Genomic DNA, 18,913 nt, shown 5'->3' on the forward strand with positions numbered 1-18,913 from the left:
GGCGGACGGTCCCGTCCGCACGGATGAGGGAGGACTCGGGAGCCGCCCGGCGGGGCGGCTCCCGAGGTTCAGGGGCGCGCTACCGGGCGCGCGGGATGTGCTGGGTGACGCAGTGGACGCCGCCACCGCCCCAGGCGAGGGTGGCCGCGGGGACACCGATCACTTCCCGGTCGGGGAAGACCGGGCGGAGGCGGGCCAGGGCGAGTTCGTCCTCGGCGGTGCCCGAGGTGGGGACGATCACGGCGGCGGCGGTGAGGTAGTAGTTCGTGTAGCTGAACGTGACCACATCGTCGTCGCCGAGGGTGTAGTGCGGCTGCTGGTGCAGCTCGACGAGTTCGAAGGACCGGCCGCGGGCGTCCGTGGTGCCTTGGAGGACGGCCTTGTTGGCCGCCATCCGGGCGTGGTTGCGACGGCTGGTGTCGGGCTGGGTGTGCAGCAGGACCTTGGCCGGGGCGAGGTAGGCGGCGACGAGGTCGACATGGCCGTTGGTGGTGTCGTCGCCGTCGAGGCCGTACGGGAGCCAGATGAGCTTGTCGGCGCCGTACGCGTCGAGCAGGGTGCGCTCGATTTCGTCGCGGGCCATGTGGGGGTTGCGGTTGGGGTGGAGCAGGCACTCCTCGGTGGTGATGAGCGTGCCCTCGCCGTCGGTGAGGACGGCGCCGCCCTCCAGCACCATGTCGACGGGCTTGCGGGGCACGCCGAGGTGCTCGCAGGCACCCACCGGCAGCAGGTTGTCCTTCTCGTACGGGAACTGGCCGCCCCAGCCGTTGAAGGCGAAGTCCAGCCCGGTCACCGTGGTGCCGGTCCGGTCGAGGGCGAAGATCGGCGCGGTGTCGCGGGTCCAGCAGTCGTCGACGGGGTGCTCGATGACCGTTACGGCGTCTCCGCACGCGCGGCGGGCGTCGTCGGCGGTGCCCGGCTCGGCCACCATCGTGACCGGCTCGAAGCGGGCGATGGTCCGCGCGATGGTGGCGATCTCGGCCTGCGCCGCGGGCAGATTGCCGCCCCAGCCGCCGTCCTCGTCGTGCGGCCAGGCCATCAGCGCGCCGGCGTGCGGCTCCCACTCGGCGGGCGCACGGAGCTCCGCCCGGCGGGTCGTGGGCATGTTCATGAATGACTCCTCGGGGCGAGCGGGCTCGCCCGTTGTGCTTATCGGGTGGTGGGGGGTGCGGGGTCTCGCGGGCCTGGGGCCGGGCCGGTTGGCGGACCCGGGTGACGGGCCGCGAGGAATCAGGGGGCCTCGGTGGCGAGTGCGCCGGTGGCCTCGGCGGCCGGCTCGCCGGCGGCGGGTGCCGGGGTGGCGTCGGCGGCGCGGATCGTGTCCTGCGGCCGCTTGACGACCAGGTAGAGCAGTCCGATGAGGATGATCACGGCGGTGCCGAGGAGACCGGCCCAGACCTGGTACCAGGGCGCGCCGGGCGGGGCGAGGATCTCCCGCGGCCAGCAGACGTTGACGACCTCGAAGCCGGTCCACAGGACCGCCAGCACATTGAGGAAGGTGCCCTTCGCGCCCTGCCGGATGTGGCCGGACGGGACCCAGGTACCGCGCAGCCGGGCGATCAGTGCGGCCAGCGCGGTGAGGAAGAACGGCAGGAAGGTGGCCGCGGTGCCGAAGGCGATCAGGCTGCCGATGGCGGTGGCGTTCAGGCCGAGCAGCAGGGCGGTGCCGCTCACCAGGGTGGAGGCGATCAGGCCGCCGATCGGGGCCTGGCGCCCGTTGACCTTCTTGACCTGCGCGGAGCACGGGAAGACGCCGTCCCGGGCGAGGGAGTACAGACCGCGGGCGGCACCGCCCTGGGACGCCATCGCGCAGGCCAGGAAGCCGACGAGGACGACGGCGACGAAGGGCTTGTCCGACCACGAGCCGAAGGCGGTGGTCACGGCGGTGGTCACCGGGTCGAGGTCCTGGTCCGACACGACCTTCTCGGGGTGCGGATGGGCGAGGGCGACCGCCATGGCGTTGAGGATCACCACGGCGCCGACGCTGAGCAGCGACCACCACATGGCGCGCGGCACCTGGCGGCCGGCGTCCTTGGTCTCCTCGGAGGTGGAGACGCAGGCGTCGAAGCCGATGAAGGCCCAGCCGGCGACGGCGACGGCGGCGAGGAAGGCCAGGACGGAGGAGCCGCCGGACAGCGCCTCGGCCCCCATGGTCGTGGTGAACAGGGCGAAGCCGTGCTCGCGGAAGAACAGCAGCAGCGTCAGGCCGACCAGCACCGAGGCGATCGCCTCGGCGGCGATGCCCAGGGACACGACCAGGCTGAGGATCTTGATGCCGTAGGCGTTGACCAGCATGCAGCCGATGAGGATGGCCATCGACACGGCCACCATCTGCCCCGGTGAGGGCGTGACGCCGATCAGGGCGAAGACCCAGGGTGCGGCAAGGTAGGCCACGGTGGTGTTGCCGAACATCACGGCGAACTGCCACACCCAGCCGCCCATCCAGCCGAAGGACGGCCCCAGGAGGCGGCGGCCCCACTGGTACGGGCCGCCGGCGACGGGCCACTGGGAGGTGAGCTCGGAGTAGACGTTGACGACCAGGCACTGGCCGAGCAGGACGAGCGGCAGCGCCCAGATCCAGGCGGGTCCGGCGACCATCGTGCCGACCATGGCCACCGCGTACAGCGCCACGACCGGGGAGACGACGGCGAAGCCCATGGAGATGTTGCCCAGCACGCCGAGGCTGCGGCGCAGCTCCTGGCGGTAGCCCAGGTCCTGGAGGCGGGCGGCGTCGCTGTCCGGCGGGGATCCGTCGGCGGGAGCCATGGGGGTGGGATCAGTCATGAGCACCTTCGGGGGAAGGGGGGACGGTCGCGGCGCGCCCCGGAGCCTAAATCTAACGTTGTTAGATATTGGGTTGCGGGGACCATAGCCCGGCCCTGCCCGCCTGTGAAGCCCTACCGCCGGATAACCTGGCGGCAGGCGGCAGGAAGTAGGGGGAGCACCACATGGGCCGACCGAGCCGGGCGCTGCTGAGCCGCGAGATCATCGCTCGCGCCACCCTCGACCTCCTCGACCAGGAGGGTCCCCAGGCGCTCAAGATGCGGACGCTCGCGGAGCGTCTCGGGGTGCGCGGAGCGTCGCTCTACCATCACGTCGCGTCCAAGGAGGACGCACTGGACGCCGCCTCACAGCTGATCAACGAAGAGATCGATCTGACGCCGCTGGAGGACCCGGACTGGCGGCAGGGCATCGCCGCCTACGCCCGGGGCTACCGCCGGGTGTATCTGCGCCACCCGAACATGATCGCCCTGGTCGCGCGGCGCAGGGTCGAGGCCGACAAGGCGTTGCGCGGGTACGACAGCCTGCTCGCCGCCCTGGGCCGGGCCGGCTGCACTCCGGAGCGGGCGGCCGAGGCGGCGGCGGCCCTGGACTATCTGGTGCTCGGCTCCGCCCTGGAGACGTTCACCGCGGGCTTCGCGCGCTCCCCGGACGGCTACCGGCCGACGTATCCGGCCCTCGCCGACTCCCTGGAGGCCGCGGCCGGGACCGGCGCCGGAAGGGCGGCGCTGGACGACCGGGGGTTCGAACTGGGGCTGGGGCTGATGCTCGACGGGCTGGCCGCGCAGCAGCGGCGCGGGCCCGAGGGGTCGTAGCGGGGCCGGTGCCGCGGGGTGTCGGCGTCGTACGCGTCACTCTTTATGCAACTTGTTGCACAACAACCTTCGGGTGGACTAGAACGTCCCTGACGACCGCTGTCCAAGGAGGCGCCCGATGAGCCCGTACCCCCACCTGATGAGCCCCCTCGACCTCGGGTTCACCACGCTCCCCAACCGGGTGCTGATGGGATCGATGCATATCGGCCTGGAGGAGGCCGAGAACGGCTTCGAGCGGATGGCGGCCTTCTACGCCGCGCGGGCACGGGGCGGCGTCGGCCTGATGGTGACCGGCGGCATCGCGCCGAACGAGGCCGGCCGGCCGTACGACGGCGGCGCCAAGCTCACCACCGAGGCGGAGGCGGCGCAGCACCGCACCGTGACGGACGCGGTACATGCGGCGGGCGGGCGGATCGCGATGCAGATCCTGCACTTCGGGCGGTACGCGTACCACGAGCAGCTGGTGGCCCCCAGTGCGATCCAGGCTCCGATCAGCCCCTTCACCCCGCATGCGCTGACCGACGACGAGGTCGAGCAGACCGTCGAGGACTATGCGCGGGCGGCCGAACTGGCCCGGTCCGCCGGGTACGACGGTGTGGAGATCATGGGCTCCGAGGGGTACCTGATCAATGAGTTCATCGCCGGGGCGACCAATCACCGTACGGACCGGTGGGGCGGCTCGTACGAGAACCGGGTGCGCTTCCCGCTGGAGATCGTGCGGCGTATCCGCGAGCGGGTCGGTACGGACTTCATTCTGATCTACCGGCTGTCGATGCTGGACCTGGTGCCGGGCGGCTCCACCCTGGAAGAGGTGATCGCGCTCGCCAAGGAGATCGAGGCGGCGGGTGCGACGATCATCAACACCGGGATCGGCTGGCACGAGGCCCGGATCCCGACCATCGCGACGTCGGTGCCGCGCGGCGCGTACACCTGGGTGACGAAGCGGCTGATGGGGTCGGTCTCCGTTCCCCTGGTGACCAGCAACCGCATCAACACCCCCGAGGTGGCGGAGGAGTTGCTCGCCGACGGGCGGGCGGACATGGTGTCGCTGGCCCGGCCGTTCCTCGCCGATCCGGACTTCGTCGGCAAGGCGCAGCAGGGGCGGGCCGACGAGATCAACACCTGCATCGGCTGCAATCAGGCCTGCCTCGACCACACCTTCAGCGGGAAGATCACGTCGTGTCTGGTCAATCCGCGGGCCTGCCACGAGACCGAGCTGGTGCTCTCACCGACCCGGCGCCGCAAGCGCATCGGGATCGTCGGGGCCGGTCCCGCCGGGCTGGCGTGCGCCGTTTCGGCCGCCGAGCGGGGGCATGAGGTGACGCTGTTCGATGCGGCCGAGGAGATCGGCGGACAGCTGAACATCGCCAAGCGGGTGCCGGGCAAGGAGGAGTTCGAGGAGACCTTGCGGTACTTCCGCACCCAGCTCGCGGTGCACAAGGTCGAGGTGCGGCTCGGCGCCACCGTCACGGCCGCCGACCTGGAGGCGTACGACGAGGTGGTCGTCGCGACCGGGGTGGTGCCGCGGGTACCGGAGATCGAGGGCATCGACCATCCGAGCGTGGTCAGCTATCTCGATGTGCTGCGCGACGGCGCGGAGGTGGGCGAGCGCGTCGCGATCCTCGGGGCGGGCGGCATCGGCTTCGATGTCGCGGAGTTCCTGACCGATGCCGGGGACGGCGCGAGCCGGGACGCGCAGACGTACTTCCGCGCCTGGGGTGTGGACATGACGTACGGCGAGCGCGGCGGGCTGCGGGCCCCGGAGCGGCCCGCGGTCCCGCGCCAGGTGCATCTGCTCCAGCGCAAGACGTCGAAGGTCGGCGCCGGGCTGGGCAAGACGACGGGCTGGATCCACCGTACGGAACTCCGGCACCGGGGCGTGACGATGGTCGCGGGGGCGTCGTACGGGCGGATCGACGACGAGGGGCTGCACCTCACGGTCGACGGCACGCCTGGCACGCTGGCCGTGGACACGGTCGTGCTGTGCACGGGGCAGGAGCCGCGGCGGGATCTGTACGAGGAGCTGCGGGCCGAGGGGCGGGCGGTGCATCTGATCGGCGGCGCGGATGTCGCGGCGGAGCTGGATGCCAAGCGGGCCATCGCGCAGGGGACGGAGCTGGCGGCGGCCCTGTGACCCGGCCGACGGGGTGAGCGCGGTGCCTAGGATCTCCTCATGTCCCTTCCGCATGCGATTCTCACCGCGCTGCTCGAGAAGCCTTCCTCGGGGCTGGAGCTGACGCGCAGGTTCGACCGGTCGATCGGCTACTTCTGGTCGGCGACGCATCAGCAGATCTATCGCGAGCTGGGGAAGCTGGAACAGGCCGGGCTCATCCGCGCACTGCCGTCCGAGCGGCCGGCCCGTGGGCAGAAGAAGGAGTTCGAGGTGCTGCCCGCGGGCCGCGCGGAGCTGACCGACTGGGCGTCCGGTGAGCAGGAGTCCAAGCCCATCCGGGACGCGCTGCTGCTGCGGCTGCGGGCGGCGGCGGTGGTGGGGCGCGCGGGGCTCGACGAGGAGCTGCGCCGCCATCTGGCGCTGCACCGGCGGCAGTTGACGGAGTACGAAGAGATCGAGAGCCGCGATTTCGGGTCCCCGGCCGGCCCCGAGGACCGGTTGCGGCGGCTCGTGCTGCGCGCCGGGATCGGGCTGGAGACCTTCTGGGTGGCGTGGCTGGACGAGGCGCTGGCGGAGGTCGAGGAGATGGGCGCGGGCGGGCGGCCCGGGGAGTAGCCCCGGACCGGCCGCCCGCCCGCACCGTCGGCGGTTTCGTTGTCAGCGGGTGTCGTTGTCAGCGGTCGGCATCAGCTGTCGGCGTCAGCAGTTGTCGTAGATGAGGGACCGGACCAGGCGGCAGGTCGCGTCGGACGGCGCGTGCACGCCGATGGCGGCCGCGGTGCTGCGGATCCTGCGGTTGTGGGCCTGCTCGGGGCGGTAGACGCCGGTGTCGAGCAGGGCTATGGCCAGGCGCATGGCCTTCAGGCGGCGGTTGTGGGATTCGTAGCGTTCGCGCGGCCATCCGGCCGGCAGCGGCTTCTTGGGCAGCGGGTGGCTCGGGAGAGGCTTCGTCATGAGTGCGGCAGCGGCCATCGGCGACCTCCTGGAGTGCTGGGTGAACCCTCACTGACTGGTTCCCATTCTACCGGCCACCACTGACAAAAGCCCCTGGCCAGGGGGGATTTGAGCCCCCTGGCCAGCGCTCCGGCCAGTACTCCGGACGGCGCTCCGGACGGCGCTTCGGACGGTGTTTTCGACGGCCTCCCGGACGGCCCCGGTCAGGGCGTCGCGGCCGTCCCCGGTCAGGGCGTCGCGGGCTTCGTGGTCGTCGCCCGGAGGAGGTTTTTGTCGGGCTTGCCGACGGGGGTGAGCGGGATCTCGTCGACCACATGGACGGCGACGGGGGCGTAGAGGGCGCCCTTGTGCTCGGTGACGAAGGCTCGGAGCGCCTCGGGGTCCACGGTGTGGCCCGGCGCGGGCACCACCGCGGCATGCACCTCCTCCGCCTCATCGGGCGTCCGCACCCCGTAGACCGCGCAGTGGGCGACCGCCGGGTGGGTGTGCAGCAGGTCCTCGACCTCCGCCGGATGGACATGGCCGCCGACGACGATGATCAGGTCCTTGACCCGGTCGACGAGGTAGAGCCGGCCCTCGTCGTCCAGAACGCCGACGTCGCCGGTGCGCAGCCAGCCGTCGCCGGGCAGCACCTGCGCGGTCTGCTCGGGCTGCTTCCAGTAGCCGGTCGTCACACCGGCGGAGCGCACATGGACCTCCCCCTGCTCCCCCACCGGCAGGTCCCGTCCCGCCGCGTCGCGGATGGCGAGCTCCACGCCGGGCATCGCGCGGCCGACGGTGATCCGGCCGCCGGGGCCGGTCGGGGTGTGGTCCTCCGGGAGGGCCACGGTGATCAGCATCGCCTCGGACATGCCGTACATCCCGTACAGCACCGGACCGAAGGCCTTGGCCGCCTGCTGCAGCCGGGTGGGCGAGGCGGGGCAGCCGCCGTAGGTGATGCTGGTGAGCGAGCCGAGGTCGGTGGTGGGGAGGGTGGGGTCGTCCAGGAGGCGGTAGAGGAGCGGGGGCAGCAGCCAGAGGTGGGTGATGCGCTCGCGGGCGATGGCGGCGAGCACGGCGGTGGGGTCGAAGGTGCGGTGCAGTACGACCGTGCCGCCGGCCGCGAGGGCGGTGTCGGCGAGGATGCCCGCCAGGTGGGCGAGTGAGGTGCAGGCGAGGAAGCGGGGCGGGGCATCGTCGCCGGCCGGCAGCCACTGGGCGACCATCCGGGCGTACGGGGCGTTCGCCATCCGGACCCCCTTGGGAATGCCGGTCGTGCCGCCGGTGTGGCGGATGCACCAGTCGTCCTCGGGGCGGGCGGCGCACGGGACGTCGGGGGTGGCGGGGAGCGCGGCGCAGGCGGCCAGGAGGTCAGGGCCCGGGGCGGCGGTGTCCGTGGGCACCGGGCCGAGGGTCATGACCTCGGGAGCCGGGGCGTCGAGGTGGCCGAGCAGCGCCCGTGCGGTGTCGTGGAGTTCGGGGTCGACGAGCAGCAGGGCGGTATCCACGCTGTCCGCGATGCGGGCCAGGATTTCGGGGGCCATGCCGACGTACAGGAAGACCACGCGGGCGCCGAGGAGGTTGGCGGCGTAGCGGGCGGCGAGCACCTCGGGGCGGTTGCCGCTGAGGAGGGAGACGGTGCGGCCGCGGCCGATGCCGCGGTCGGCGAGCACGGCCGCCATGCGGTGCACGGTGGCATGTAAGGCGCCGGCGGTCGTGACCGTGCCGTCCTCGGAGGTCACCGCGGGGCAGGCCGGGTCGCGGGCGAGGGCGGCGAGGAGGGGTTCGACGTAGCTGACGGGGCCGGTGGTGTCGGTGGGGCGGGGCTCGGTGGCGTGCGTCATCGGGTGCTGCTCCTCGGGTCGGTGGGGCGGGTGGTGGCCGGTCGTCCTGTCATCGCCCGTTGCCCCCCTGGCCGTGGCGCAGCAGGGCGGCAGGGCGGTACGGCGGGTCGATCCTGCCTTTCTCGACAAGGATCCTCGTAGGGGGAGGGCCGGTGCGGCACGGGGTGCCCCGCTCACCCCAATGCCTCCTCCGCCGTTGCCAGGATCTCGGTCACCCGTACCCCGAAGCGGACGTCGCAGGGATGCGGCCGGCCCGTGCGGGCGGCGTCCAGCAGGGCGTCGACGGCCCGGTGGAAGGCCGGCTCCGGGCCGGCCTGGCGGCGGGGCAGTGCGGTGGTGCCCGCGCTGCCGCGCAGGGTGACCTCGACGCCGGACGCGGGCCCGGGGGCGGTCAGGCTGAGCGTCGCCGAGCTTGCCGCGCCGCCGGCATGACGGATCGCCAGCAGCACCGTGTCGGCCGGGCCGCGGGTGGCGGTGACGGTCTCCGCGTCGCCGAGGACGGGGAGCAGGACGGACAGGGCGTGCGGGCCGACGTCCCACAAGGCGCCCTTTTCCCGGCGCCAGAGCGAGTCGGCGTACGGGCTGTCGCTGTCCTCGGCGAAGACCGACCCCAGCCAGTCGGCGTGTGCCGTGAACCAGCCTCCGGCCGCCGCCTGGGCGGCGATCCACGCGCCCTCGCGCTCCCCGAAGCGCGCGGTGAAGAAGACGACCGAGGCGCGGCCCGCGCGGTCGGCGGCCCCGGCCACGGCGCGGGCCTCGGCCACCGTGGTCGCGACCGGCTTGTCCAGGAGGAGGTGGCAGCCGGCCTCGGCGGCCCGGATCGCCAACGGTGCCTGGACGGAGGGCGGTACGGCGAGGGAGACGGCGTCGCACTCGGCGAACATCTCGTCGGGGGTGGCGTGGGCGCGGGCACCGTGGGCCTCGGCCAGCTCGGCGGCGGCCGCGGGTCTGCGCCCCCAGACGCCGGTGAGGGCGACGCCGGGGTGGGCGGCGAGAACGGGGGCGTGCACCCGCCGCGCCCATGGGCCGGTGCCGACGAGTCCGATGCGCAGAGCCGGGGCCGAAGTGTTCATGGCGCCAGTCTCCCCCGCGCCACTGACAACCTCCGGCGTCCCGCGGCCGACGGCCGGAAATCCCCCTGCCCGTGCTCCCCGCATCGTTCGCCCCCGCCCGCCCGTACTCCCCGCCCCCGTAATCCCCGCGCCCGCCCCGCCCCGCGGGTGTTAGGTTGCCCGAGCCGGCCGCGGGACTCCGGTGCGACTTCCGGACCTGCTCTGCTAAGCAACGATTCGCTGTTCGCGCCCCCATTCCCCGGCCGGCTTCTCGCTACGGGGGAGGACGGAATGGCGACGCGCGCCGCGCCGGCAACGACGCACGCGGATCTGGTGGCGGCCGAGGATGTGCTGCTGTTCGTGAATGCCGCGATCACCTCCACCGGGCAACGCGAATTCCACTCCGGCGAGGCCGCGCAGCACATGTCGCTGGACTTCCTCCATGAGTACGTACGGGTCAACTACCGCCCGCTGTACGCCGCTTCGCTCGCGCTCGACATCAATGACCACAACGCCGCGCTGATCGTGCGGCGGCTGCTGGAGTCGGCGGCCGAGGCGGGTGCCGAGGAGCGCCGGGTGGAGGGGCGGCTGGTCGCGGCCCGGCTGGCGCGGCTGCCGGCGCCGCGGGTGTACCGGCTGTTCCGCGCGCTGCGCGCCGCCAAGGTGAACAACCGCCGCACCCGCGCGATCATGCGCGACTGGTTCGCCGCGCGACCCGACCCGGCACTGGACGCGGTGAAATACCGCTCCGGTCTCAAGTGCGCGGCGCGCCACGCCCATCTGCCCCTCGGCAGCACGGGCGACCACGGGGAGCTGGGCGACTTCCTCTTCGCGCCGGGCCGCCGCAGGCACTACGTCACGCCGCTGCTCAACGCCTGGCAGCGGGCGCACTACGAGCAGGGCGCCCTGTACGAGCTGCCGTTCACCGTCGCGGAGGGCTTCGCGGCGAAGCGCGGCATCGACCGCCGCACCTTCCTGGAGCGCATCGCACCCCGGATGACGCGGCTGGAGCGGCTGCGCCTCCAGGAGTCGGCCCGTACGCACCGCGCGGACGTGGGCGCGGACCTCACCGGAATGCCGCTGACCCGGCTGGCCGGTTACGTCCTGGGGCTGTCCCTCGACGACCGGGTGGCGCGCCGCGCGGAGCTGACCGGTGCCCTGCGGGCCGCGGCGCGGCGCACGGCGGGCGCGCAGGCCGGGACGTGGGGCCGGGTGGCGGCCGTCCTGGACGACAGTTTCTCCGCCTCGGGGTCGCGGCAGAAGCGGCAGCGCCCGCTGGCGGTCGCGCTGGCCTGTCATTTCCTGCTGGAGGCGCTCGCCGGGAGCTATCTGCCGCTGTGGACGTCGGGTCGGCAGGACGCGCTGCTGGCCCACCCCTACGGGCCGACGCCGCTCGGTATGCGGCTGCTGGACGCGCTGGAGTCCGCGCCGGAGCGGCTGGTGATCGTCTCGGACGGCTGGGACAACGCGCCGCCCGGGCTGGCCGGTGAGGTCCTGCGCGCATGGCGGACCGCGCTGGACCCGGAGGGCCGCACGGCCGTCGTCCATCTCAACCCGGTGTACGACGCGGAGGACTTCGACGTACGGCGGCTGTCGGCCTCGGTGCCGACGGCGGGGGTGCGCAACGCCGAGGATCTGCCCGCGCTGGTGCAGCTGGCGCGGTTCGCGGAGGGCCGTACGGGGGTGGCGGAGCTGCGCGCGCACCTGGACGACCGGGTGCGGCAGTTCCTGGGTGAGGCGACGGGCCCGGAAGGGGACGCGGTATGAGCAGGCTGGATCTGGGCGGGCTGAGCACCGGCCCGGCGCAGGTGTGGGGTGCCGTCCGGCTGGTCCCGCTGCTGCGCGCGGAGCCGGTCGCGGATCTGCGGCTGCACCGCGAGATCTACGACGAGGGCGAGGCCACGGTGGCGGCCGGCCGGCGCACCTCGTACACCTCGTACATTCCGCATGGTTTCGTGGCGAACTGGACGGGTGATGGCACTCCCGCCGCCGCGTACGGCTCGCAGTTCGGCGACGGGCGCGACCCGGTGGACTGCGCGCCGCTGCATCTGCCGCGCAAGCTGGTGCAGCGGCAGCCCAGGTCCCGGGCGGCGGGCGGCGACCCGGTGGGGCTGCGCTTCCTGCCGCTCCACCTGGCGCTCGACGGCTATCTGGCGCTGCATTTCGGCGGCCCGTCCGTCGTGTGGGAGGAGTGGACGCGGCGTGCGGTGCGCGACGGGCTGTCGCCGCGCGCGGAGACGGCGTACCGGGGCGGGCAGGTGCGCGGGCTCGGCGATGCGCTGCGGATCTTCGAGATCCATCCGGGGCAGTGCGGGGTGATGGTGTACGTCGCCGATGCGCTGGCGGCCGCGTTCGTGGTGCCGCATCCGGACGACTACCGGGCGCTGCACCCCTCGCTGGTGCACGATCTGTACGGCGAGCTGATGTACCAGTACGGCCGGTACGGCCCCAGGTCGGTGCCGGAGTTCACGGTGCGGATCGCGCCGGAGTACATCGCGTCGGTGGCGGATCTGCGCGCTGCCGCGGCGCGGCGGCAGCGGGAGTGGGCGGAGCAGCATCACGACCTGATGGCGGGCGATCTGCTGGACGAGTCGTATACGGTCCGCCAGGTGTACCGGATGGGACGGTTCCGGCTGTCCCGTTTCCTGCCGCCGTTCGCGCTGCACCGCGCCCAGCACATCGGCGAGATAATCACCGACGCGAAGGGCCGGGTCGCCTATCTCAAGACGTTCCGGCTCTCCGACAAGCAGGTCCGGCGTGGATACATACTGGACCGGCTCGCCGCGCACGACTGGCACCTCGGGGAGACCGCGGCGGCGATGGACATCGCCGTCGAGGAGCTGGCGCGGCGGATCCGGCATCTGGGGTTCGCGGACCTGCTGAAGGATGATGTATAGGCCTGCCGGGACATTCGATCGGGCAAATCAAGGCAATTCCGGGCAAGACGGCATGGAATTGAAGGATGTCCGATTGAGTAACCTGTGGTTCACATACGGGCAACGGACGGGAAACGGCTGATTGCCAGAGTGCAGAGGTACGCCCGCACGCGTACCCGCACCTACCCGTATATGAGGACCCCGTGACCATCAAGGCCGAGTACATCTGGATCGACGGCACCCAGCCGACCGCCAAGCTCCGTTCCAAGACCAGGATCCTTGCGGACGCGAGCAAGCTGCCCCGGTGGGGCTTCGACGGGTCCAGCACCAACCAGGCCGAAGGTCACTCCTCGGACCTCGTCCTGGAGCCCGTGTTCAGCTGTCCGGACCCGATCCGCGGCGGCGACCACCTCCTGGTCCTGTGTGAGGTCCTGCACACCGACCTCACGCCGCACTCCTCCAACACCCGTGCCCTGCTGCGCCCGGTCGCGGAGAAGTTCGCCGACCAGGAGCCGATCTTCGGCATCGAGCAGGAGTACACCTTCCTCAAGGGTGACCGCCCGCTCGGCTTCCCCGAGGGCGGTGGCTTCCCCGCCCCGCAGGCCGACTACTACTGCGGTGTGGGCGCCGGCGCGATCTTCGGCCGCGAGATCGTCGAGAAGCACCTCGACCTGTGCCTGGCCGCCGGACTCGGCCTGTCCGGCATCAACGCCGAGGTCATGCCCGGCCAGTGGGAGTTCCAGGTCGGCGCGCTGCCGCCGCTGGAGGTCTCGGACCACATGTGGGTGGCGCGCTGGCTGCTGCACCGGGTGTCCGAGGAGTACGGCGTCACCGCGTCGCTGGACGCCAAGCCGGCCAAGGGTGACTGGAACGGCGCGGGCGCGCACACCAACTTCTCCACCCGGGCGATGCGCGAGGGCTACGACGCGATCATCACCGCGTGCGAGGCGCTGGGCCAGGACGGCAAGCCGCTGGAGCACGTGCGCCAGTACGGCACCGGCATCGAGGACCGCCTGACCGGCGCGCACGAGACCGCCCCGTGGGACCAGTACTCCTACGGCGCCTCGGACCGCGGCGCCTCGGTGCGCATCCCGTGGCAGGTCGAGGTCGAGAAGAAGGGCTACATCGAGGACCGTCGGCCGAACGCCAACGTCGACCCGTATGTGGTCACCCGCCTGATGGTGGACACCTGCTGCGCGGAGCTGGCGCGGCGCGAGCAGGTCTGAGACCGGTAGCACACCGTCGAAGAGCGCGAACCGGGGCCGGGCCGCTGTGGTCCGGCCCCTTCGCGTGCCCTGCGGCGGCCGATTGTCAGTGCCGCCTGGCACGCTGTGGGCATGCGTGCGATCACCGTCAAGACCGAGGACGGGCGGACCCTTTCCCGCCCGGCCGAAGCCGAACTGACCACCCTGCTCCGGCGGATCGGCGGCAAGGACGACCATTTCGCGGTCGTCGAGCGGATCCCGGAGGAGGACGAGCAGTTCCTGCAGGTCTGGCGGGAGGGCGACGGTCCGTTCGCGGTGGAGTACCGCGAGGGTGGCCCCGAGCAGCACTTCAGCGCCGAGTGCACCGACGCCGACCGCGTCATAGCGGTGTTCCTGGACTGGGCTCGGGGAGGGGAGTTCTGGCGTACGGCGCTGGAGTGGCGCCCGGCCGATCTGGTGTCCACACCCGACGTGCCGCCGGAGCTCCGCGCCGACGCCGAGAAGCAGGCGCGCAAAACCATCCGGTCCGGCTTCCGGACCTTCCGTCAGGTCGCCCAGGACCTCTGTGACGTCTTCGACGACCCCGGGGTGTCGTCGCTCTCGCTGGAGGAGGCGGCACGGATCGCCCTCGGCCCCTGGCAGGAGCGGCTCGCCGAGCAGGCCGCATGGCCCGAGGTGACCGATGCGGACCGGGTGGCGGGGGTGTTCGCGGCACTGGAGCGGCAGGGGCTGACGGCGCGGATGAACTTCACCTGCTGCAGCGGCTGCGGAGTGGCCGAGATCGGCGCCGAGAGCGCCGAGGGCGACCACGGCTTCGTCTTCTTCCACTACCAGGACACCGAAACGCTCGCGGACGGCGGCGGCCTCTCGGTCCGCTACGGCGCCTACGCGGATTCCGGGCGGGAGCCGGCGGAGGTCGGGCGGACGGTGGTGGCCGCGCTGACCGAGGCGGGCCTGCCGGCGGAGTGGGACGGCAATCCGGACAAGGTCATCGCGGTCGCCCCGCTGGACTGGCGCAAGCGGCTGCCGGCGGGAGACTGAAGTGGCCCGGTTCCGCAGGCGGTTGGCCCTTCCCTGGGCGACTCCGCTGTACGTCGGCGCCGTCCAGCTCGGCGCGTACGCCACCGCACGGCTGCCCCGGGAGCGGCGGACGGAGGTGCTGCGCGCCCGGTCCACCAACGTCGCCAATCTGCGGGCCGGGCGATGGCAGACGCTGGTCACCAGCGCGGCATGGGTCGAGGAGCCGCTGCCGGCGGCGTACGGCGCCGCGCTGCTGGCCACGCTCGGTACGGCCGAGGCGCGTTGGGGCACCGCCCGCGCGGCCGGGGTGTTCGCGGCCGGGCACATCGGGGCGAGCCTGCTCGTGTACGCGGGCCTGCGCGCCCGGGGGCACGGTGCCGTGCGGGGCGAGGCGGACGATCCGTCCGACGGGACCGCGCGGGCCATCGACGTCGGCGCGAGCTACGGCTTCCAGGCCACGCTCGGCGCCCTCGCCGCCGCCGTCCCGCACCGCGGCGCCCGGACCGCGGCGACGGCCGGTCTGCTGGCGCTGGGCATACGTCCCGTGCTGCGCCGGGAGCGGACGTTCACCGATGCCGGCCATCTGACGGCGCTGGTGCTCGGGGTGGCGATGGGCACGGGGATACGGGCGGTCGGGGTACGGACGGGCGGGATACGGACGGGCGGGATACCGAAGGCAGGGATACCGAAGGCGTGGACGCGGCCGGCCGGGAGCCTGGCCGCCGGGAAGCGGGCCGCCGGGAGCCGGTCCGGCGGGATACGGGCGGCGTGACGCGGCCGGTGCCGTCGGTGAAGTCCGCCATACGGACAGCGCCGTGACGTCGGTCAACTCCGTTCCCCATCTCCTCGGCCGTCTGGTTCAATAGGGCCATGGCCAGCCTTCCTCACACCGCGACGGGTCGCAGCGACCTCGAGCCTTTCTGGCCGTCCCGGCAGGCGCACGCATTCGACCGTCTGTGTTGCCGCGCGCACTGAGCGCGGGCCCGCACACGCCTCACCGACGCCGCCGACCGGCGTCCCCAGCCCTGCCCGCGCGCACGACGTCCCCGACGCCCTCCTGCGCGAAAGAGCTGATCCCGATGACGAACGTCCGTACGCTGCCTGCCACTTCCGCGACGGCCCCCCTGTCCGCCCAGGCCACCGCGCCGCACCGGCACCGCCTGCGCGCCGTGGCGCCCGACGAAGCCCTCCCGTCACCCGCCGCCCCTGGTGGCCTCCGGCCGGGCGGCCCCCCGGCCCGCCACGGCATCCAGTCGGTCGCCGAGCTGCTGGACGCCGGCGCGACCTGGCTTCCGGCGCCCCAGGCCAGCCTGCCCGTCCTGCCCGGCCAGCCGCCGATGGTCGGCTACCTCGTCCTCGTCCCCGCCGAACACGCCCCGCAGCCCGACCGGAACGCCCAGGTCCCCGCCCCACGGCCGGCCGCCGAGCCGACCGCGACGGCCACCTCCTGGGCGGGCGACGCGATCGTACGGATAGACCCCGAGCAGCGCACCGTACGGGTCCACGGCCGGCCGCTGGACCTGACCTACCTGGAATTCGAGCTGCTGGCCCACCTGGTGGCACATCCGCACCGGGTGCACACCCGCGACCAGCTGGTGACCACGGTGTGGGGCTACGGCCATGTCGGCGACGGCCGCACCGTCGATGTCCATGTCGCCCGGCTGCGCCGCAAGCTGGGCGTCGAGCACCGGTCGTCGATCGTGACGGTCCGTCGGGTCGGCTACAAGTACGTGCCCAGCGCCTAGGGATGCCGCGACGGGACGGGGTCAGGCCCCGTCCCGTACGCCCCGGCACGGGCCCGGCCGGACGGCGGCGGCCCCGCCACCCGCATCCGCCGGACCGCCGGGACCGCCCCGGTGACGCAGATACGCCACACACCCCGCCACCACCAGCCCCGCCCCCGACGCCAGCAGCAGGCCCTTCACCGGGGAGTCGGTGAGCGCCGCGCCGCCGAGCCCCCCGAGGGCCGTACTGAACAGCGCCCAGAGGGCGGCCCCCAGCGCGTCCAGCAGGACGAAGCGGCGCAGCGGAAAGCGGACGCTGCCGGTGGACAGCGCGGCGACCACCCGCCCGCCGGGCAGGAAGCGGCCCGCGATGACGAGCGTGGCGGCGTGGCGCTCGACCGCCGTACGGGCCCGGGTGCGGCCGTTCCGCCGCGGGTGGCCCCGGCCGGGTGCGCCGCGCAGCAGCCAGGCGACGGCGCGGGGCCCGGCGTAGCGGCCGACGGCGTAGCCGAGGCAGTCGCCCGCCAGCGCCCCGGCCGCCGCGACGGCGGCCAGCAGCGCGAGCAGCGGCGGATGCGGACCGATCAGCACGGCGACGAGCACGACGGTGGTCTCGCTCGGCATGAACGGCAGCAGCGCATCGAGCCCGGACACCAGCAGGACGATCAGCCACAGCCAGGGCGAGTCCAGCATGCCCCGGAGCGGCTCGGTGAGCTGGTCCAGCTGGTCAAACATGGTGGTGGGCCGCCGGTTCGGGAGCCGGTCGCGCCACGGGCACCGCGGGCGCGCCCGCCGCCGGTCCGTCCGGCACCCGCCCGCCCAGTACGGCGCGCTCCGCCAGGGCGGCCAGCTCGCGCCGGTCGCGGCCCTGCCCCGCAAGGGCCGGATGCGCCGTGACCCGGATGGCCAGCGCGCGGGCCGCCAGGATCCGCCGCAAGGAGGCGACGAAGGTGTCCTCGCCGCAGAACGCGGCCACCGTGCTGGGCCGGCCGCCCTGGGCGTAGTCGATCGTCACCGGGCGGACGGGTGCGCCCGCGTCGAGGGCGGCCTGGAAGGTGGCCCGGCGGAAGGCCCCCTGGCCGGCGGTGCACCAGGTGGTGGCCTGCGGGAAGACGGCGACCGAGCGGCCGGAGGCGAGGATGTCGGTCAATTCGCCGACGGTGCAGGTGAGTTGGCGGGGGTTGGTGCGGTCGATGAAGTACGTACCGGCGCGGCGGGCGAGGCCGCCGACGACCGGCCAGCCGCCGACCTCGCGCTTGGCGAGCAGGGTGACCGGTTCGACGGCGAGCAGTGCGGGGATGTCGAGCCAGGAGATGTGGTTGACGACGATGAGGGTGCCGGGGCCGCCGGCGGGCACCGTGAAGCCGTCCGCCGTGCCCTCCCGCCGTATCCCGAGCGCCGCGATCAGCGCACGGGCGTGGGTGCGCAGCCGTAGGGGATCGGCCATCCGTCCGCCGTCCGTCAGCGCGCGCCGCACCGCCCGCGCGAACGCGGCGCCCCGCCGGGCGGCGTGGGGCAGCGCGACCCTCGGCAGGGCGTGCGTGGCGCAGTCCGGGGTGCAGTCGGACCACACGTCCCAGGGGCCGGGCGCCGCGTCCTTGGTCACGGCACCTCCGGTCACGGCACCTCCGGTCACGGCACCCCCGGTCACCGCTCCCCCAGGAAGAAGCGGCGGTAGCGGTCGCCGAGGCGCTCCATGTCCAGGACGACGAAGAAATCGGCGACGTCGAACTCGGGGTCGTGGGCAGGGGCGCCGCAGATGACGGCGCCGATGCGCAGATAGCCGCGGAGCAGCGGCGGGAGCTGCGCGGCGCTGGGGCGTTCGGGGGCGGGGACGGTGCTGTGCCAGGGGCGGTGGGGGGTGACCTGGAGTTCGGGCGGGGCGGCGTAGCGGGTGCGGCCCAGTTGCCAGGCGTGGGCGGCGGCGGTGCCGCCGTCGGTGAGCGGGACGGAGGCGCAGCCGGCGAGATAGCGGTGGCCGGAGAGCAGGGTGTAGCGGGCGAGGGCCGCCCACATCTGGTTGATCACCGCGCCGCCCCGGTGGTCGGGGTGGACGCAGGAGCGGCCCGCCTCGATGAGGGAGGGGCGCAGCGGGGCCAGGGCGGTGAGGTCGAACTCGCCGTCGGAGTAGAGTCGTGCGCTGCGGCCGGGCGGCAACAGCCGGTAGGTGCCGACCACTTCGCCGGTCGCGGTGCGGCTGACGACCAGGTGGTCGGCGAGGTCGTCGACGGCGTCGATGTCGTGGCCGGCCAGCGGGGAGTGCAGGGTGGCGCCCATCTCCTCGGCGAAGACCTGGTGGCGCAGGCGTTGGGCGGCGCGGATCTGCTCCTGGGTGTCGGCGATCACGGCGGTGTAGCCGGGGGCGGCGGCCGGGTCGGCGGCGGGAGCGGGACTCCCGCCGGGGCTCGAAGCAGGGCTCGAAGCAGGGTTCGGGACGGGGTTCGGGGCGGGAGAGACGGGGGTGGCGGGTGTGGGGATGGCGGCGGACGCGGTCGATGCCGTGCGCATGGGAGCCCTCCTTGGGTGGTGGTGTGTGCACCACCGAAAAGG

17 protein-coding genes are annotated in these 18,913 nt (G+C 73.4%); 9 read left to right on the top strand and 8 right to left on the bottom strand.

What is annotated here, in order from left to right; all coding sequences use genetic code 11:
* Nucleotides 1-79: 79 nt before the first annotated feature.
* Entirely contained in the window at nt 80-1,111 is a 1,032-nt protein-coding gene (locus tag AC5677_RS11220; RefSeq protein WP_497194878.1) for an agmatine deiminase family protein, read from the bottom strand.
* Nucleotides 1,112-1,230: 119 nt separating this feature from the next.
* A complete protein-coding gene (locus AC5677_RS11225) occupies nt 1,231-2,784 on the bottom strand; it encodes an APC family permease (protein WP_497194879.1) in 1,554 nt (517 codons plus the stop codon).
* 164 nt (nt 2,785-2,948) lie between these two features.
* On the opposite strand from AC5677_RS11225, the gene AC5677_RS11230 reads away from it, so the two are divergent.
* From AC5677_RS11230 to AC5677_RS11240, 3 genes are all read left to right on the top strand, one after another.
* The gene (locus AC5677_RS11230; RefSeq protein WP_497194880.1) at nt 2,949-3,596 is read left to right on the top strand and encodes a TetR/AcrR family transcriptional regulator; all 648 of its coding nucleotides are present in this window, start codon (nt 2,949-2,951) and stop codon (nt 3,594-3,596) included.
* Nucleotides 3,597-3,714: 118 nt separating this feature from the next.
* Complete coding sequence (locus tag AC5677_RS11235) at nt 3,715-5,730, top strand: oxidoreductase (protein WP_497194881.1); 2,016 nt, start codon at nt 3,715-3,717, stop codon at nt 5,728-5,730.
* A 39-nt stretch (nt 5,731-5,769) separates the two neighbouring features.
* Nucleotides 5,770-6,324, top strand: coding sequence for a PadR family transcriptional regulator (locus AC5677_RS11240; protein ID WP_497194882.1), 555 nt, complete (start codon nt 5,770-5,772; stop codon nt 6,322-6,324).
* An 84-nt stretch (nt 6,325-6,408) separates the two neighbouring features.
* Here the strand turns inward: AC5677_RS11240 and AC5677_RS11245 are convergent, their stop codons facing one another.
* The 3 genes from AC5677_RS11245 to AC5677_RS11255 all read right to left on the bottom strand — a co-directional run bounded on the left by AC5677_RS11245 (nt 6,409) and on the right by AC5677_RS11255 (nt 9,559).
* Entirely contained in the window at nt 6,409-6,681 is a 273-nt protein-coding gene (locus AC5677_RS11245; protein WP_497194883.1) for a hypothetical protein, read from the bottom strand.
* 209 nt (nt 6,682-6,890) lie between these two features.
* Complete coding sequence (locus AC5677_RS11250) at nt 6,891-8,486, bottom strand: AMP-binding protein (RefSeq protein WP_497194884.1); 1,596 nt, start codon at nt 8,484-8,486, stop codon at nt 6,891-6,893.
* Nucleotides 8,487-8,659: 173 nt separating this feature from the next.
* The gene (locus AC5677_RS11255; RefSeq protein ID WP_497194885.1) at nt 8,660-9,559 is read right to left on the bottom strand and encodes a Gfo/Idh/MocA family protein; all 900 of its coding nucleotides are present in this window, start codon (nt 9,557-9,559) and stop codon (nt 8,660-8,662) included.
* Nucleotides 9,560-9,829: 270 nt separating this feature from the next.
* Here AC5677_RS11255 and AC5677_RS11260 point away from each other — a divergent pair, with 270 nt between their 5' ends.
* The 6 genes from AC5677_RS11260 (at nt 9,830) to AC5677_RS11285 (ending at nt 16,384) form a co-directional block, all read left to right on the top strand.
* Entirely contained in the window at nt 9,830-11,305 is a 1,476-nt protein-coding gene (locus tag AC5677_RS11260) for a hypothetical protein (protein WP_497194886.1), read from the top strand.
* Nucleotides 11,302-12,435 (top strand): ARPP-2 domain-containing protein, encoded by a 1,134-nt coding sequence (locus AC5677_RS11265; RefSeq protein WP_497194887.1) that lies wholly within the window; start codon nt 11,302-11,304, stop codon nt 12,433-12,435. Before AC5677_RS11260 ends, AC5677_RS11265 begins: the two co-directional genes overlap by 4 nt.
* Before the next feature lie 182 nt (nt 12,436-12,617).
* Complete coding sequence (gene glnII, locus AC5677_RS11270; RefSeq protein WP_497194888.1) at nt 12,618-13,640, top strand: glutamine synthetase; 1,023 nt, start codon at nt 12,618-12,620, stop codon at nt 13,638-13,640.
* Nucleotides 13,641-13,751: 111 nt separating this feature from the next.
* Nucleotides 13,752-14,660 carry a DUF6891 domain-containing protein gene (locus tag AC5677_RS11275; RefSeq protein WP_497194889.1) on the top strand — a complete coding sequence of 303 codons (909 nt, stop codon included), beginning with the start codon at nt 13,752-13,754 and terminating at the stop codon, nt 14,658-14,660.
* 1 nt (nt 14,661) lies between these two features.
* Complete coding sequence (locus AC5677_RS11280; protein WP_497194890.1) at nt 14,662-15,411, top strand: rhomboid-like protein; 750 nt, start codon at nt 14,662-14,664, stop codon at nt 15,409-15,411.
* A gap of 307 nt (nt 15,412-15,718) precedes the next feature.
* Complete coding sequence (locus tag AC5677_RS11285) at nt 15,719-16,384, top strand: winged helix-turn-helix domain-containing protein (RefSeq protein ID WP_497194891.1); 666 nt, start codon at nt 15,719-15,721, stop codon at nt 16,382-16,384.
* Between the two features lie 21 nt (nt 16,385-16,405).
* On the opposite strand, the gene AC5677_RS11290 is transcribed toward AC5677_RS11285, so the two are convergent.
* Genes AC5677_RS11290 through AC5677_RS11300 form a run of 3 tightly spaced genes read right to left on the bottom strand, consistent with a single transcriptional unit; the run spans nt 16,406 to nt 18,871 of the window.
* Nucleotides 16,406-17,098 carry a DedA family protein gene (locus AC5677_RS11290; RefSeq protein ID WP_497194892.1) on the bottom strand — a complete coding sequence of 231 codons (693 nt, stop codon included), beginning with the start codon at nt 17,096-17,098 and terminating at the stop codon, nt 16,406-16,408.
* Entirely contained in the window at nt 17,091-17,969 is an 879-nt protein-coding gene (locus AC5677_RS11295) for a lysophospholipid acyltransferase family protein (protein ID WP_497194893.1), read from the bottom strand. Before AC5677_RS11295 ends, AC5677_RS11290 begins: the two co-directional genes overlap by 8 nt.
* A 41-nt stretch (nt 17,970-18,010) precedes the next feature.
* The gene (locus tag AC5677_RS11300; RefSeq protein ID WP_497194894.1) at nt 18,011-18,871 is read right to left on the bottom strand and encodes a GNAT family N-acetyltransferase; all 861 of its coding nucleotides are present in this window, start codon (nt 18,869-18,871) and stop codon (nt 18,011-18,013) included.
* Nucleotides 18,872-18,913 lie beyond the last annotated feature (42 nt).

This window comes from Streptomyces sp. JLSY215 (assembly GCF_059682825.1).